Raw genomic sequence first — 16,394 nt, 5'->3', positions numbered from 1 at the left:
ATTTAAAAACCAACGGCTTTATTATCACCTCTTTTGTCTGCGCCACCTTCTAATTTTCCATTTGGCAAAACCAAAATTGCATCAACTTCACCAATGATTTCTTTGTTTTTTTCATTGATGAAATAGCTTTTTTTCTTCAGATTATTCAATAATTCTGTATCGAATGAATTGGGTTCAAAAGTAATTTCATCGGGTAACCATTGATGGTGAAAACGTGGGGCGTTTACCGCTTCTTGCATGCTCATATCAAATTCATACACATTTAATATCGTTTGTAACACCGATGTGATAATGGTGGAGCCTCCCGGTGTACCTACAACCATAAAAAGTGTACCGTTTTTTTCGACAATCGTGGGTGTCATGGAACTTAACATTCTTTTTCCGGGAGCAATACTGTTGGCTTCACTTCCAGTGAGTCCGTATAAGTTGGGAACACCCGGTTTGGCACTGAAATCATCCATTTGATTATTCAAAAAGAAACCCAATTCGTCACAATATATTTTAGAACCATAGTTATCATTTAAAGTAGTTGTTGCTGAAACTGCATTCCCAGCGGCATCAACAATAGAGTAATGTGTGGTTTGGTTGCTTTCATATCCCTTGATTGCTCCGTGGGCAATATCCGAAGATTTAGAAGCTTTATCAAATGAAAAATTAGCCATTCTTTTTTCTAAATAGGATGGACTTACTAATTCTTTTATCGGAAGTTTTACAAAATCAGGATCACCCAAGAAATAATTCCTGTCCGCATAGGCTCTTCGTTCTGCTTCAGTAATGACTTGAATCGTTTTTAGGCTGTTGTGTCCCATTTGCGAGAGGTTGAAGGGCTCAATCATTTTCATGATTTGATTCAAACAAATTCCACCACTGCTGGGAGGCGACATCGAGGTGATTTTTAAATTTTTATATTGAAAAGTAATTGGAGTTCGCCACTTGGCTTTATAACTATTAAAATCTTCAATGGTGGCATTTCCACCTTTTTTAGCAAGAAAAGCAACTAACTTTTGAGCTGTTTCTCCTTTGTAAAATTCATCTCGTCCGTTTTTAGCAATTCGTTTTAATGTTGCTGCTAATGCGGTACATTTTATAGTATCATTTTCTTTATATACTTTAGAAAACAAACTGTTCTTACCATTACTTTTTATAAAGAAGGCTCTGTGATACGCCAAACTTTCGGCTTGAAATTTAGTGACAATAACACCTCTTTCTGCCAAAGCAATTACAGGTTTGAGAATTTCACTGATGGGTAAAGAGCCATATTTTTTGTGTACTTCAAATATTCCTGCAATGGTACCCGGAATTCCAGATGCCAAAGCAGTCGCAGTACTTTTTCCTTCAATTACATTTCCTTTTTTGTCTAGAAACATATCTTTAGATGCTGCCAAAGGTGCTTTTTCTCTGTAATCGATAGCGCCTGTTTCACCATTGGCTTTTCTGAAAACCATGAAACCGCCACCACCAATATTTCCCGCCTGAGGATGTGAAACCGCCAAAGCCAGTTCCATGGCAACCATAGCATCAAAAGCATTACCGCCTTTTTTCATGATTTCAACTCCAATTTGCGACGCTTCTTCACGAGCGGAAACGACCATCGCTTTAGAAGTCACTAAACCTGTTGGTTCGACTGTTTTTTCATTTGATTTGCAACCTAAAACGGCAAAGGCAAGTAGGAATAGTATTTTTTTCATTGTATAATATATTTTGGTTTTAGGTGTATTGTTTTGGTTGTTTTATATTGTAATACTTTAAATGGTTTGACCACATAGAGACATAGAATTTTAGTTTGTGTGTAAAAAAACTTCGCTTAAAAATAGATTTCATAGACGGATTTAGTTACTCTGTTGGTAAAATTTTATAAAATTCATTAACGAAAGTCTTTTGCCCCTCTTTGAAAATATTATAACAATTAAAATTTATCAAAACACCTTTTGGTGATTTTAATAATTTCATATGATTCAAAAGTTTTGCTTCAAAAGCAGGATGTATTTCTGAGACGGCTTTAAACTCTACCACAATTAAGTTTTCAACTAACAAATCACATCTTAAATCAGATTCCATGATTTTGCCTTTGTAAATGACAGGTATTTTAAGCTCTGAAATAAAATTAATATTCGCACCCGTAATTCCTCTTTCATACATTGGTGATAGACGCTTTCTAATAAACCTCTACCCATGATTTTATGAACTTCTATTGCTGCCCCAATAATTTGAAAGCTTAATTCATTTAGATATTTTTGTGTAATCATCCTTTTAGTCCTTTCGAATTATTAATCTTCTTAAAGCGTTGTTGATTTAAATATAATATTGTCTTTGTAATACTACTAAGTAAGTCGAAAGTTTAAAAGTCGTAAAGTCAAAAGAATTAACTTTAAGTAAAATAACTTTAAATTAGATTGTTACATGATTTTATCCTGATTTTAAAATACGACATTATACCATGGTTATTACTTATGTTTGAAAATTATTTTCTAATCTGTCTCTACAAAAAACAAACTTATGTTTCTATGTGGTAAAAAAAATCATTAATCAATTCTTTTTTGTTTTGCAAAAGCGTTCAATTCTTCAAAGAATTCCGTGAACTCCTTTTCAAATTCCGAATAAAATTCTGAAAGCTCATTGGTAGCAAACCGCATTTTAGATTCATTTTTGGTGCGATGGTCCATTTGAGTCAAAATATGCTCAATTCCTTCAACCGTTTGATAACTCACCAGCCAATTTTCTTTCATCATGGTAGGCATTAGTCCTTTGGTTCGTTCTGACAACATCTCATAATTATAATACAAGGATTGGTAAAATCGTATCACAAAGTCCTCTAGTTTTTCATCGGAATACTTCGTCCAGTTTTTAGCCAAAAAATGGTCGTAAAAAACATCAACAATTACACCTGCATAATGATGATAATGCTCATGCAGGCGTTTGGTACTTTTTCTAAAAACAAGATGTGCATCAGTAAAAGTGTCAATGGCACGATGCAGAACAATTCCTTTTTGAATTTCTAAAGGAAAGCTTTCAAAATGTTTTCCCCGAATTCCATCGGCCATGAAATTGCCAATTTTGATTAAATCATTATCACCGGAAAGATAGATGTGTGCTAGAAAATTCATTCGCCTAATTTAGGAATTTAAATGGTTAATTTTGAATTCTAAATGACTTTTATAAAGCGTCAATTATTATATTTGTGAGCAATTTAAAATTTATAATTCAAAATTTAAAATAATTAATCAATGACTTTAATAAAATCAATATCGGGAATACGTGGGACAATAGGAGGTAAAGTAGGAGATAACCTGACACCTGTTGATGCGGTTAAATTTGCCGCGGCGTACGGAACTTGGTTAAAAAAATATATAGGGAAGGAAAAAATCACTGTTGTTGTAGGTCGTGACGCCCGTATTTCGGGACCAATGATTCACAATTTGGTGGTAAATACTTTAATTGGTTTAGGAATTGACGTGATTGATTTAGGTCTATCAACAACGCCAACGGTTGAAGTTGCTGTTCCGTTAGAAAAAGCTGAAGGTGGCATTATCCTTACCGCTTCTCACAATCCAAAACAATGGAATGCCTTGAAATTATTGAATGAAAAAGGAGAATTCCTGAATGGAGAAGAAGGCTTGAAAATTCTTGAAATTGCTGAAGCGGAAGCTTTCGATTTCTCAGATGTGGATAATTTGGGAGAAATTATGATTAACGACGCCTACATGGATATTCATATTGATGAAGTGTTGAATTTACCTTTGGTAGATGTTGATGCAGTAAAAGCAGCTAAATTTAAAGTGGTTGTGGATGGTGTAAATTCTTCTGGAGGAATTATTATTCCAAGATTATTGGAATTAATGGGCGTTGAAGTAGTCGAATTATACTGTGAACCAAATGGTCATTTTCCTCATAATCCCGAACCGTTGAAAGAGCATTTGACTGATATATCAGAATTGGTTGTCAAAGAAAAAGCAGATTTAGGAATCGTGGTAGATCCTGATGTGGATCGTTTGGCTTTCATTTGTGAAGACGGAGAGATGTTTGGTGAAGAATATACTTTGGTGGCTTGCGCCGATTATGTATTGAGTAAAACACCAGGGAATACGGTTTCGAATATGTCGTCTTCCCGTGCGTTGCGTGATGTAACTAATTTGCATAACGGAAGCTATGAAGCCAGTGCGGTGGGTGAGGTAAATGTAGTCGAGTTGATGAAAAAGAATAATGCTGTAATAGGTGGTGAAGGAAATGGCGGAATCATTTATCCGGAACTGCATTACGGTCGTGATAGTTTAGTGGGAGTAGCGCTGTTTTTAACGCATTTGGCTAACAAAAAAATGACAGTTTCGGCTTTGCGTGCTTCGTATCCGGAATATTATATGAGCAAAAACAAAATCGAATTGACGCCACAAATTGATGTAGATGCGATTCTTGTTGCCATGACGGAAAAATACAAAAACGAAGATAGTACAACCATTGACGGTGTAAAAATTGACTTTGCTGAAAATTGGGTTCACCTAAGAAAATCGAATACGGAGCCTATAATTCGTATTTATACCGAAGCTGCTTCACAAGAGAAAGCAGATGCTTTGGCACTTCGAATTATTGATGAAATAAAAGCAGTGGCTGGAATATCTTAGAAATCTAAAATAAATACTGACAAATAGCCTGTTTGAATTATTAAACAGGCTTTTTCAATCCGTTCTTGGAACTAAATTAAAGCGTAAACTTTTATTTTAGTCTTCTTTGCAGATGACATTGCAGAGGAATGATTATGATTATTTATGCAATAATAGAGAAAATAATGAAGTGTTATTTACTTGAATTACCACTTTATGATTTTCGTTTCATTCTCTTAGGCCCATACCAGAGCCAAAATCCTGTAATTGTAAACAGTAAAAGTGCAAATCCCATGGCGGTTGTGTAAAATAATTTGAAGAAACCACTACCCGTTTTGAAGTAATCGTCAACAATTGATCCATCGTGTATTTTTTCAATAATATCAGATCTTCGTCTTTCAATATGCAATAATTTCCCTGTTGCTCCGTCTAGTTGAATTCCCCAATAATTCTCAGCAAAAATAAATTTCACCATTCCTTTATCTTTTTTTATTTCAATGCGCTCTAGTTCTAAAGTACTATCTGCTGAAATTGAATCATGTACAATTTTGCAAGCATTTTTATGCAAACTATCAATAGGAAGCCAGTCTTTAAATTGCACCGAAGTACCTTGATAAGATTTTGATTGCAGTAGTCCGCCACTATTTTTTTTCCAACCTAATAATAGTCCTGTCACGGAAACAATAAAGAAAAATAGGAATAAAAAAGCGCCAGTTGTTCTGTGTAATTTTCTAAAAATCCGGAGTAATTTAGCTTGTTGTTTTCTTGAATTATTTTCGGTCATTTTAATGCACTGTTTTTTATGGTAATTTCGATTAAATTTTTCTATCAGCACATTATAAATAAAGCAATATAATCTACCTTAGGTGGTAATAAAATAATCCTTAAAAATTTACTCTGAAACTTATATTTGGCGTTAAGCCAAGTGACTTATTGTCTACTTGAATGGCATCATTAGTATCATTTGGATTGACTTTGTAATAGCGATTGATGACATTGTCCTGATTGGAAGCATTGATTACACCGGCTGTAAACGAAGCTTTAATTGATTCAGACAGGTTGAAATTATACTGTAAGGAAGCGTCTAAACGCATGAAATTATCTAAATTTTCATTGTTGGGGGAATCGTAGTTGACCATTGTGGCATTTCCGTCTTGTATGGTTTCATTTCCTGGAATGGGTTTTGTGTACGGTTGCCCGTTTCGCCATACTCCACCAACAGATACTTTTAGATTTTTGATTATATCATAATAAAACCCAATAGAAAAAGAATGTCTTATATCCGCATTATTAGGAAAAATAGAAGGCGTAAAAACAGCAAATTCATAATCATTGATGCTATAGGTGTAACTGAACCAAGCACTATATTTACGAGCTGTTTTATTGGCTAAAAACTCAATTCCTTTTGCTGTATAGCTGCCGTTGGCATTAATAAACTGAAAACTATTATAGAAACCCTGATTAGAAGCCGTTATACCCTTTACCAATTTATAAAATCCAGTAAGCTCAATATTTAATTTTTTTTGATTGAATTCGATTCCAAAAGAGCCTTGTTTACTTGTTGCAATTGGGATATCTTGATTGTTTACTAAAACCCAACGTCTTTTTTCAACACCAAGAAAATCATCTTCAAAATCAATTATTTGTGCAGTAGTTTGATTTTTAAATTCCCCTTCCAGTTTCAAAGCAAAATCAGTTGATAATTTTTGTCGGATATTTATTCTTGGTTCAATCAATATTTTATCAAATTTTTGAAAATAATTTATACGCATACCAACTCTTAAATAAGTGTTTGCATTGTTGTATTCCGCTTCCGAAAATAGGGAATGATTTAACAAAACATCTTTTTTAGTTCGTTTATATGACGGAGCACTAACGGTAGTTTCGTTTAACATTCCTGTTTCATTAAACTGGTACCCGGATAAAAGGCTTAGGTGCTTATTTACTTTATAATGGGTATTTAGTTTCACGCCAGTTTCCAGAACTTCATTGGTTTCTGTGAGTCGTTGGTCAGTTTCTACCCTATAATCAGTGGCGTCGATATTGTATTTTGAAAAATAAGTAATCAGGTTGGTACTCCATTTTGAGGTCCATTGTGCTTTCCAGTTTCCTCCGTAACCAATATTATTTTGAGAAAGGGTACTTGCTTTTGTTTCGGTATTGTTCGTAATAGCGTTGCTCTCAGAGTAGGCTAAAGCATTATTGATCCCAATAATATTGGCTCTAAACTGGTGTTTATCATTTAAATCAAAAAGTAATTTAGCGGTAAAATCGTAAAAGTAAAAATCAGAATTAGTATTCTTGTCCGAGCTATCGGCATTGATTTCGCTGTCCTGAAAACTTCTTTCAAAATAATTGTTATAAGTTGGTGTATTGAAAAGATCCGTAATAGAACGGCGTCCTGAGAGGTGAAGTTCCAGATCCTTAGCTAACGGAATGGCAAGAAAAGCATCGGCACTGATGAGATTGACACCGGCACCACCGGAAAATCTATTCGTCACTACGTCTTTGGTTTGCATGTTTATGGTGCTGGAAACTCCATCACTGTACTCCGCACTCGTTCCGTTTTTGCTGACAGTCACTTTTTCGGTAAGATTTGGATTATAGGCAGAAATCAATCCGAAGAAATGACCGGAATGGTACATTTTGATATTATCCCAAATGACCAGGTTCTGATCGTTAGTACCACCACGAACATTGATGTTTGCAATGCTTTCATTGGTACTTTCAATTCCGGGAAGTATTTGTATGGATTGTAAAATATCAGGTTCAATAAGTCCAGGAAGAATCCCGAATTTTTTTGTGTTTAAAACGGTACTACCGTCTAAAAACTTTTGCAAACCAGGGGTCAAATACACATTAATTAACACTTGGTTCAGCGTTTCGCTTTTTGCTGTAAGAGTAATTTCCAGACAATTAGTACCGGATAAAAACAGTTCTTTTGCAGGAATCTCTTTAATTTCATATCCTAAATACGAGAGCGTAATTGTTGAATTCAGAGGTATGTTTTGTAATTTAAAGATGCCGTTTTCAGTTGTAACGGTGCTTCTGGAAGTATTCTTTACCAGTACGGAAGCACCGGAAAGTGGCCTCTTATTCTCTTGGTCAAAGACAGTCCCGCAAACAGCTATCGTTTTATTGATAACCGAAACGGTAATGTACCGCTTGTCTAAAACTTTAAAATTCAGTACTGTTTTAGCATTAAGATAATCTATAACCTGAGGTAATGTGAGTGTAGTTTCAGGTTTTTCTATTGAAACAGCGACTACATCTTCTACAGCATACGAAAATTTAATATTAAATTGTTTCTCTATAGAAAGGATAAGAGCCGTTAGTGGAATTTTTTTTGGAGAATTTTGTCCGTAACACAAGCTTCCAAAACAAAGTAATAGCAAAATCAGCCCTTTATTTTTCATCATAATTATAAAATATAACGGTTTTGCCTTCCATTTTATAACTTAATTTAAGCGGAATTGTAATCGCCTGAAGGGCTATATTTTGATCTTTATGTGTAAAACTACCTGTAAATAATTTAGTTGTATCCAGATTTCGTGTTTTAATTTTTAGATCATATTGACGCTCCAGTTCTGCAATAACCTGATTAAGAGGAACACGGTCAAAACTAGATTCTTCTTGAATCCACGAAGGGTTTTTTGCATTTAAGTCTTGAACACCTTCTATGGCATCATTTATAATTCGGAATGTTTTGCCAGGAGGCAATTTAACGATTTGATTTTTGTAGGACACGCTAACTAAGCCTTCATAGCAATTTACTTCAAAATATTTGTTCCGTTTTTTTACATTAAATTGTGTTCCTAAGACAGTAATAATTCCGGCATCTGTTCGCACACTAAAAGTTTGTCCTTTTTTGACTTTAAAAAAGGCTTCTCCGTCTAAAGTTAAATCTCTTTGATCAGCCCATTTTTTGTCGTTAAAAGTTATTTTTGAATCAGAATTTAAGATTACTTCAGAATCATCAGGAAGGTTAAAGGTTTTTGTTTGTGCTATTTGGGTCTCAAATGTCTGAATGTTATTAAAAAACAAAAAATAAGACGACGTCAATAAAACCACTAAAACTGCAGCTACTTTAAACCCTGTTTTAAAATTTAGGGTTCTGACTTTTGTTTCCTTTTTAGACTGATTTCTAGCTGTAAATGCTGCAAAAGCTTCCTGAGCATCTACTTGTGGAGCTTCCATTTTAGAGGCATAATAAGCAATTTTCTCAAGTGTTTGCAAGCTATCAGATTGTTTTAAATCCTCAATTTCTGTACTTGAAAGCGCATCGTCTAACCATTTTAATATTTCTTTTTCGTTTTTCATTTTAATATCGCTATGTTTATTAGACAACTAACTTTTAAATTACCCTACGGTAAAATGGTTATTTATAGGTTTTCTATCTGGGATTTTAAAAGTTGCAGTGCTGCCGACATTCTTTTTTCTACGGTTTTTTGAGAAATGTCGAGTATTTCAGCTATTTCTCGGTACTTTTTGCCATCGATTCGATTCATCAAAAATACTTCTCGTTGCGCTTCACTTAAGGATGCAATTGCTTTAGTAAGTTTTTGTTTGAATTCTTCTTCTTCAAATAAATATTCTGGATTTTGATTATTGGTGTCTAAATTTGGCGTTTCTTTCGCATACTGCAATACTACTTTGTGGTGTTTTATAGTATTTAGAAATAAATTTGATATCGTTGTAAATAAATAAGTTTTTACTTTACTGAAATCAATTTTGGCACAATTCTCCCAAATTTTAGTAAAAGCATCTTGAACTAAATCTAAAGCAGTATCAGTATTACCACATTTATAATAGGCAAAATTAGTTGCTGATTGTACTTGCTTTAAGTAAAAGTCTCTAAAGTGTTTTTCTTCGCAAAGTGTACTCTTTTGGTCGTCCATTTAAAAGGGATTCATTTTTTGTAGATTGTAAATGTAATTTTTTTTTCAAAAAGCAGTCAGGTTAATTCGAATTGATTTTTACTTAAAAAAAATATAAAATCGTATAGCACTGTTATATAGTTGTTTATGAATTTTTTAATAAAAATTTATATTTTTTTTAAAAATAAAATAGGGTAAAACGGAACGTAGTTGTCTTACTAAAAGAAAGGCGTCAAAAACAGCGCCTCTACAAACAAAAATATATTAAATTTGAACGTTATGAAAAAATTAAAAACGATTACTGGAATAGCATTAATGACTCTATTCGGATTTGCATCTTGTCAAAGTGAAGTGGATAACGAGCAAGGACAAAACCCAAATACAAATGCGGCAAACTCAACTACAGCAAACAATCTGAAACGTACTTCTATGTATGACGGATCATCGGATGATTTTTTAGACGGCACCTCTTGTTCTTCTATTATCCTGCCAGCTTCAGCCAGAGTAAATGGAACTCAGGTTACTCTTTTTAGCCAAGTCAATTATCAACAAGTCATTTCTATCCTTGGACAGTATAATAATGATCAGGATTCTGTAGTATTACAATTTCCTTTAAAAGTTAAATTAAGCAATTATACAGAGGTTAATGTAAGTAACCAAACAGAGTATAATGCTATAATTAATGCTTGTTCCTCCGCACAATCATCTGGTCAGAATGCTATTTCGTCAGTAAAGATTAGTTTTCCAATTACTATTTTGACCTATAATTTAAGTGTACAACAAACGGGAAGCGTTGTTATCACATCCGAACAGCAATTATATACGTATATGACTAATATTAGTAGTACGGAATTGTTTTCAGTAAATTATCCAATGTCAGTTACAACCAGTGATGGTTCAAAAACTACAATTTCTAGTGATGCAGAATTGCAAGCTACTATTGTGGCGTCTCTTAAAACAGAAGCAACTAAAGACGAAGCAGCTCAAAATTCAAAAAAATTAGAAACGATTATGGTAAACGGCAAATTCAAAGTAGAATCATTTGTAAGTTCTGGAGTAAATTCAGCAACTAATTACAAAGATTTTACAATAGATTTCGCAAATGATTGGAGTGTAAAAGCGGTAAATAATTTAAATTCAACTGTAAATGGTACGTACGCTGTAAGCTCACAAATAGAAGTCTTTCTTAAATTAAATTTTACAAGTAACGCTTCTTTCAGCTTGTTGAATAATGATTGGAAAGTAACTTCTTTTAATGCAACCACAATATCATTACAAAGTTCAACTAATGCAGCGGCGACATTAGTTTTGAAACAAATATAAAGTAGACTTTTAAGTTGGGTTTAATTTTTTTGAAATTCTCAAAAAACAGTTGTCTTTTTAGGCAGCTGTTTTTTAATAATAAACTTTAATATAAATAGATAATAATGAAAAAAGTACTTGTAATCCTGTGCGTAGGTTTTGTCTTATTGGTATCCTGTTCAAAAGAAAATGATGTAACAGAAGGAATTGAGACTGTTAATCCCATTACAAATAAACAGTCCACAGGTAGTTCTGCAAACGATTTATTATCAGATAAAAAGTTTAAAAGTATGGTTATCGAAGTGGTTTATGTTGCTGGTTTTCAGCCAACCAGTATAGCAATAAATAATTTTGTAGCTTTTCTGGAAGCACGAACACATAAGCCCAATGGGATTAATATTGTATTGAGATCGATCCCGTCACCAGGGACTTCTCCGTATACCAATGAGGAAATTGTAGCAATTGAAGAAACAAACCGAACAAAATACAATACCTCAAATGAAATTGCCGTTTGGGCCTTTTTTGCAGATGGAGAATCAGCTAGAAATACAAGCTCCGGAGTTGTTTTAGGAACGGCGTATAGAAATACTTCATTTGTTATTTATGAACAAACAATTCATGGGTTAAGCAACAGCCCTTTTAAACCCAACAGAAGCGTATTAGAAACAACTGTCATCACCCACGAATTTGGACATATTTTTGGCTTAACAAACTTAGGAACGGCACTGCAAAGCAACCATGAAGATGGGGAACACCTAAAGCATTGTAATATAAAAACGTGTTTAATGTTTTGGTCTGCAGAAACAGGCAGTGGTATTGGAGAGATGGTCTCTGGAGGTACAGCACCACAATTAGATGCACAATGTATTGCAGATCTTAGAGCTAACGGGGGAAAATAATAGAATACATTAAAAAACACTTATCGATGAAAAAACAAAAATTAATACTCGTAATGCTTTTTGGTATGACCCTCGCTGTGAATGCCCAAAACAACTCGAATAATAAATCCTTTGGAGGAATAAAAGGAGGGTATAGTTTATCCTCAGTACAATTTGACGGAAATGCTGAAACAGCTCAACGTCATAGCTTTCATGTGGGGGTTTATGGAGAGTCGTTTATAAGCAATAGTTTTTCTGTTCAGCCAGAATTGTTGTATTCCCAACAAGGATATATAATTACGAATAGTAGCGGTACATTTACACAAAAGCTAAATTATATCAACCTGCCATTGATGCTTAAAGCCTATCCTTCTAGAAATTTCTTTTTAGAAGTAGGGCCTCAAATTGGATTGGCTGTTTCTCACAGAGAGGAGTTTAACAGTGGGTTTAGTTTATTTGATACCAATCAAGAATTTGAACCTAATAATTTTGACTGGGGAGTCAATTTTGGAGCAGGTTTTAAAACGGATTCCGGAATAAGTTTAGGAGTACGCTATCACTTAGGCAAGGGCGATATCTATGAGGAAGGAAAAGCACAAAATCGAGTACTGCAGTTTTCGTTAGGATTTGATTTATAATTAAAAAAAACAGTTGAAATGCCCAATAGATATTGGGCATTTTTTGTTTATTTTACTCTGAATAAATTTCACGAAAAGGGCTTTACTACAACTGTTTTTAGAACAAAACTTTGTAGATGAGTCCGGCGGTAAAACCTCTTGTAAGTCCATCGGGTCTTACTTCCCGAATTACAAAAGGGGCAGCCAATGATAATTCGATACTATTTTTAGCATCAATAGCATAAGAACCAATCAAATTTCCATTGATGGTGAGTCCATCAGAATTTTGTATGGTTTCTCTTTTTCCAAAAGCATTTTCAAAACTATCCTCGCCTAAATGATAAAGAAATAATACATTAGGTTTGAAGGTAAATTTAGTATTAGCGGGCTGAATGGTGTAGGTAGTTCTAAATAAAGCATCTGATTTTCTTTCAAATAAATTAGTAGACGGGAAATCATCCGTGTCTGAAAACTCCTTAAAATAAGAGTTTCTGTTGTTATTAAAAACAGGAATCTGTATCCCGGTATTGAAATCCCATTTTTTATAAGTAAGATTCAAACCCAAAATAAGGTCAAAAGTTCCCAGACTGGATTGGTAGTCTAACGGAAGCGAAAATTCATTTATTTTTAGATTGGAACTCGTAAAAGGTATTTTAAAACCCGTAAGAGTGCTCCATTTTGCGGTAGTTTTAGTTTTCCAGTTATAGTTGCCTATGAAATAGCCATCACCAAAAGCACCACGTTGTCCAAAACTGCCGTTTGCTACAGAATAAGTGATTTTAGAACTGAGTGAAAAGCGTTCGTTTATTGTTCTGGTATAGGTAAGATAGGATGAAAAATAAGTTAGATCTGCTTCCCCGGTGCCAAAAATATTTCCTATTTCTATACCGTTTTTGAAATCAGTTTTTGAGTTTTGAAAGCTGTTTCCTATCGAACAAATCCCTGCGTCACTGCATCCTTGAGAATAAGAACTAAAGCCTGAAAACAGCCCAACGAGTACAATTATTATTGTTTTTTTCATGGATATAAATTTAATTTTGAGACAATTGCGCTACTGCAAAAAGATGACTGTATTGCTGACAATGAATCAGCACATATTTATAATCACTAATATTTACTTGAGGAGGAATTGCATATACTGTTGACGAGGTTAAATTTCCTAAATTCACAAAATCTGAAGGGGCAGCGGTTTTAGATAAATATACTTTTAAATCCGGGCCATTGGAAATACTAAAATTGCCCAAGCGTACTTCATTTTGATTGGTATTCAAATACACTTTGGCTGAACCTGAAACCTTAATGCCTGATGTAGGCATAAAATCTCCAGTAAATGCAGATGTACTATTTTCAGGAAGTGAGGCTTGTATAGCTGGATCACGCGTCAAATCTCCTTCCACTTCGCAGGAGAGCAGTAAAATAAATAGTGGGAGTATAAAAATTTTTTTCATAATCAGGATTGGTTATTGATTATTCAAATGTATAAGGAATGTAAATTAAACTTTGTCAGCTACTTTACATTTAAGAGAAGATTAAAAACACTAGAATCCACTTTCGATAAACTGAAAATATTTTTTCTGCAAAAAAATAATACCTTTGAACTCAAATCAGGAATTCTATGATAACTAAAGAAGTACCCACCCAATTAGAACAATATTTTCAACAGTTTCGTAAGAATATAATTGGAATTGATCAAGAATTTGAGTCACCTTACGGACCAAAAAAAATTATATACACGGATTGGACCGCCAGTGGTCGTTTGTATCGTCCTATTGAAGAAAAATTAATGAATGATTTTGGCCCTTTTGTAGCCAATACTCATACTGAAACTACCGTTTCGGGAACTGCCATGACTAAAGCATACCATCAAGCGCGCCATATTATCAAACACCATGTGCATGCGAGTAGTGATGATATTTTGATTACTGATGGAACAGGAATGACGGGTGTAGTCAATAAATTTCAACGAATTCTAGGTTTGAAAGTACCCGAAAACCTGAAAGATTTTATTACCATCCCACCCGAAAAAAGACCAGTTGTTTTTATTTCTCACATGGAACACCATTCCAATCAAACGTCTTGGCTAGAAACTATTGCTGATGTTGTAGTAATTCCCTCTACTGAAGACGGATTGTTCAGTATGGAGAATTTAGAAATAGCATTGAAAAAGTACAAAGAGCGACCTTTCAAAATAGCGTCAATAACTTCTTGTTCAAACGTAACGGGAATTAAAACACCGTATCATGAAGTGGCAAAAAGAATGCATCAAAACAACGGACTTTGTTTTGTTGATTTTGCTTGTTCTGGACCATATGTAAAAATCGACATGCATCCGGAAGACATTGAAAATCAATTGGATGCCATTTTTTTTTCGCCTCATAAATTTTTGGGAGGACCTGGAACCTCCGGGGTGTTAATTTTTAATAAAAAGCTATATCAAAATTTAATACCTGATAATCCTGGAGGAGGAACGGTAAGCTGGACCAATCCTTGGGGAGAGCACAAGTATATTGATAATATTGAAGATAGAGAAGATGGAGGAACTCCTGGTTTTCTTCAGGTTATAAAAATTGCACTGGCGGTTCAATTGAAAGAGCAAATGGGAATTGAGAATATCTTGAAGAGAGAGCATGAAATTGTGGATTATATTTTCTCAGAGATAGGAGCGGTTTCTAATATTAAAATCCTTGCAGGGCAGCATCACGACAGGTTAGGGGTTATTTCTTTTTTTATAGAAGAATTACATTTTAATTTAGGGGTAAAGTTATTGAATGATAAATTTGGAATACAAACCCGTGGCGGGTGTAGTTGTGCCGGAACATACGGACATTTTTTATTGCATGTGGATCAGGAAACCTCACACAAATTAATTGACGAAATTACTTTGGGGGATTTAATCAGAAAACCAGGTTGGATCAGAATGTCTATTCATCCTACAACTACAAATGCCGAAATTGAATTTGTGTGTAACGCAATAAAAGCATTGGCTGAAAAGCATAAAATTTGGGCTTTGGATTATGATTATAATTCGGCTACAAATGAGTTTATAAATAAAAATACACGCCATTTAGAAGATGAATTGGTAAAAAACTGGTTTTCTTTATAGAAGTTGCTGTTTTAAGAAACTAAAAAAATCACATATCATAAACGCTATTGTTTCTAATGTGTGATTTTTTTCTGAATATGAATTACTACCGTCTGTGTTTCCATCGTTTATGCGTCCAAAAATAATATTCAGGAGCTTCCAGAATTTGTTTTTCTACTTCCCGTAAAAAAGTATTGGTGATTTCAAAATCGGGAATGGATTTTGGATTATCTGTTATAGGGACAAAAGTAGCTTCATAAAATCCTCTTTTTACTTTTTTTACTTTTACAAAAAGGACATTGAGATCGTATCGTTTGGCCAGCATTTCAGCTCCGGTATGCACTGGAACTTCAATGCCCATAAATGTATCCCAGTGAAAGGCTCGATCTAGTTTTGGGGATTGGTCGCTGGCTAAGCCATACATGAATAATATTTCTTTTTGTTGATTTTCTGCCATCAACGGGATCGCTCTTTTTGTTTCGACTAATTCTGCATTGTATTTGGATCGAATATCTCGTAGTAATTTATCAAAGTATTTATTGGCAATTTTTTTATAAACGCCTATTCCTTTAAATATTGTTTTTTCATTTACAGATAATAACCATTCCCAACTTGCATAATGGGAGGCTAATAATACAGTGCTTTTCCCTTTATCCTCATATTCTTTAACCAGTTCAATATTTGTTATTACAAATCGTCGGTTCATTTCAGCAGCTGAAATAGTCATGGTTTTTATCATTTCCAGGAACATATCACACAAATGGTGATAGGATTTTTTTTCGATAATAAGACGCTCCTTGAAACTCAGATTAGGAAAAGTAAGGGCTAAATTTTCTCTAACTGTTTTTTTTCGATACCCTATAATATAATATACAATCAAATAGATACAATCCGAAAACCAGTATAAAATCCGAAAAGGAAGAATAGAAATGACCCACAAAAAGGGAATGATTAAGATGTAAATAAGAAATTGCATGCCGTATTTTTTTTGACAAATATAAGGCAAAAATATAGATTGATATAAATTTGGACCGCATACAAGA

14 protein-coding genes and 1 pseudogene are annotated in these 16,394 nt (G+C 34.0%); 5 read left to right on the top strand and 10 right to left on the bottom strand.

All coding sequences use genetic code 11. The features are described 5' to 3' along the window. Positions 1-2: 2 nt before the first annotated feature. The 3 genes and pseudogenes from ggt to EKL96_RS06595 all read right to left on the bottom strand — a co-directional run bounded on the left by ggt (position 3) and on the right by EKL96_RS06595 (position 3,104). A complete protein-coding gene (ggt, locus tag EKL96_RS06605) occupies positions 3-1,688 on the bottom strand; it encodes a gamma-glutamyltransferase (RefSeq protein ID WP_126459828.1) in 1,686 nt (561 codons plus the stop codon). Between the two features lie 145 nt (positions 1,689-1,833). Next, positions 1,834-2,174 (bottom strand): annotated as a pseudogene (locus EKL96_RS06600) (GxxExxY protein). A gap of 348 nt (positions 2,175-2,522) precedes the next feature. Beyond that, a complete protein-coding gene (locus EKL96_RS06595) occupies positions 2,523-3,104 on the bottom strand; it encodes an ACP phosphodiesterase (RefSeq protein WP_126459824.1) in 582 nt (193 codons plus the stop codon). A gap of 120 nt (positions 3,105-3,224) precedes the next feature. Between EKL96_RS06595 and glmM the strand changes: the two genes are divergently transcribed. Next, positions 3,225-4,616, top strand: coding sequence for a phosphoglucosamine mutase (gene glmM, locus EKL96_RS06590; protein WP_126459821.1), 1,392 nt, complete (start codon positions 3,225-3,227; stop codon positions 4,614-4,616). A gap of 193 nt (positions 4,617-4,809) precedes the next feature. On the opposite strand, the gene EKL96_RS06585 is transcribed toward glmM, so the two are convergent. From EKL96_RS06585 to EKL96_RS06570, 4 genes are all read right to left on the bottom strand, one after another. Further along, entirely contained in the window at positions 4,810-5,379 is a 570-nt protein-coding gene (locus EKL96_RS06585; RefSeq protein ID WP_126459818.1) for a PepSY-associated TM helix domain-containing protein, read from the bottom strand. A gap of 100 nt (positions 5,380-5,479) precedes the next feature. Next, positions 5,480-8,014 (bottom strand): TonB-dependent receptor, encoded by a 2,535-nt coding sequence (locus EKL96_RS06580; RefSeq protein ID WP_126459815.1) that lies wholly within the window; start codon positions 8,012-8,014, stop codon positions 5,480-5,482. Next, entirely contained in the window at positions 8,001-8,915 is a 915-nt protein-coding gene (locus EKL96_RS06575; protein WP_126459812.1) for a FecR family protein, read from the bottom strand. The genes EKL96_RS06580 and EKL96_RS06575 overlap by 14 nt, the downstream gene beginning before the upstream one ends. Before the next feature lie 62 nt (positions 8,916-8,977). After that, a complete protein-coding gene (locus EKL96_RS06570; RefSeq protein ID WP_126459810.1) occupies positions 8,978-9,493 on the bottom strand; it encodes an RNA polymerase sigma factor in 516 nt (171 codons plus the stop codon). 258 nt (positions 9,494-9,751) lie between these two features. Here EKL96_RS06570 and EKL96_RS06565 point away from each other — a divergent pair, with 258 nt between their 5' ends. The 3 genes from EKL96_RS06565 (at position 9,752) to EKL96_RS06555 (ending at position 12,290) form a co-directional block, all read left to right on the top strand. After that, on the top strand, positions 9,752-10,795 hold the full coding sequence (locus EKL96_RS06565; RefSeq protein ID WP_126459807.1) for a hypothetical protein: 1,044 nt from the start codon (positions 9,752-9,754) through the stop codon (positions 10,793-10,795). A gap of 104 nt (positions 10,796-10,899) precedes the next feature. Next, positions 10,900-11,673 carry a membrane metalloprotease gene (locus EKL96_RS06560; protein ID WP_126459804.1) on the top strand — a complete coding sequence of 258 codons (774 nt, stop codon included), beginning with the start codon at positions 10,900-10,902 and terminating at the stop codon, positions 11,671-11,673. 26 nt (positions 11,674-11,699) lie between these two features. Further along, entirely contained in the window at positions 11,700-12,290 is a 591-nt protein-coding gene (locus EKL96_RS06555; RefSeq protein WP_126459801.1) for a porin family protein, read from the top strand. Positions 12,291-12,387: 97 nt separating this feature from the next. Here EKL96_RS06555 and EKL96_RS06550 read toward each other — a convergent pair whose 3' ends face one another. Together EKL96_RS06550 and EKL96_RS06545 are read right to left on the bottom strand one after the other, a co-directional pair. Then, a complete protein-coding gene (locus EKL96_RS06550) occupies positions 12,388-13,290 on the bottom strand; it encodes a hypothetical protein (RefSeq protein WP_126459798.1) in 903 nt (300 codons plus the stop codon). Between the two features lie 10 nt (positions 13,291-13,300). Then, on the bottom strand, positions 13,301-13,717 hold the full coding sequence (locus tag EKL96_RS06545; RefSeq protein ID WP_126459795.1) for a DM13 domain-containing protein: 417 nt from the start codon (positions 13,715-13,717) through the stop codon (positions 13,301-13,303). A gap of 167 nt (positions 13,718-13,884) precedes the next feature. Between EKL96_RS06545 and EKL96_RS06540 the strand changes: the two genes are divergently transcribed. Beyond that, positions 13,885-15,372 (top strand): aminotransferase class V-fold PLP-dependent enzyme, encoded by a 1,488-nt coding sequence (locus tag EKL96_RS06540; RefSeq protein ID WP_126459792.1) that lies wholly within the window; start codon positions 13,885-13,887, stop codon positions 15,370-15,372. A gap of 85 nt (positions 15,373-15,457) precedes the next feature. Here EKL96_RS06540 and EKL96_RS06535 read toward each other — a convergent pair whose 3' ends face one another. Beyond that, positions 15,458-16,327 carry a lysophospholipid acyltransferase family protein gene (locus tag EKL96_RS06535; protein WP_126459789.1) on the bottom strand — a complete coding sequence of 290 codons (870 nt, stop codon included), beginning with the start codon at positions 16,325-16,327 and terminating at the stop codon, positions 15,458-15,460. Positions 16,328-16,394 lie beyond the last annotated feature (67 nt).

The organism is Flavobacterium sp. LS1R10 (genome assembly GCF_003968825.1).
Lineage (GTDB): Bacteria > Bacteroidota > Bacteroidia > Flavobacteriales > Flavobacteriaceae > Flavobacterium.
The sequence above is the reverse complement of the archived record's forward strand: the minus strand, read 5'-3'. Positions and strand labels throughout refer to the sequence as shown.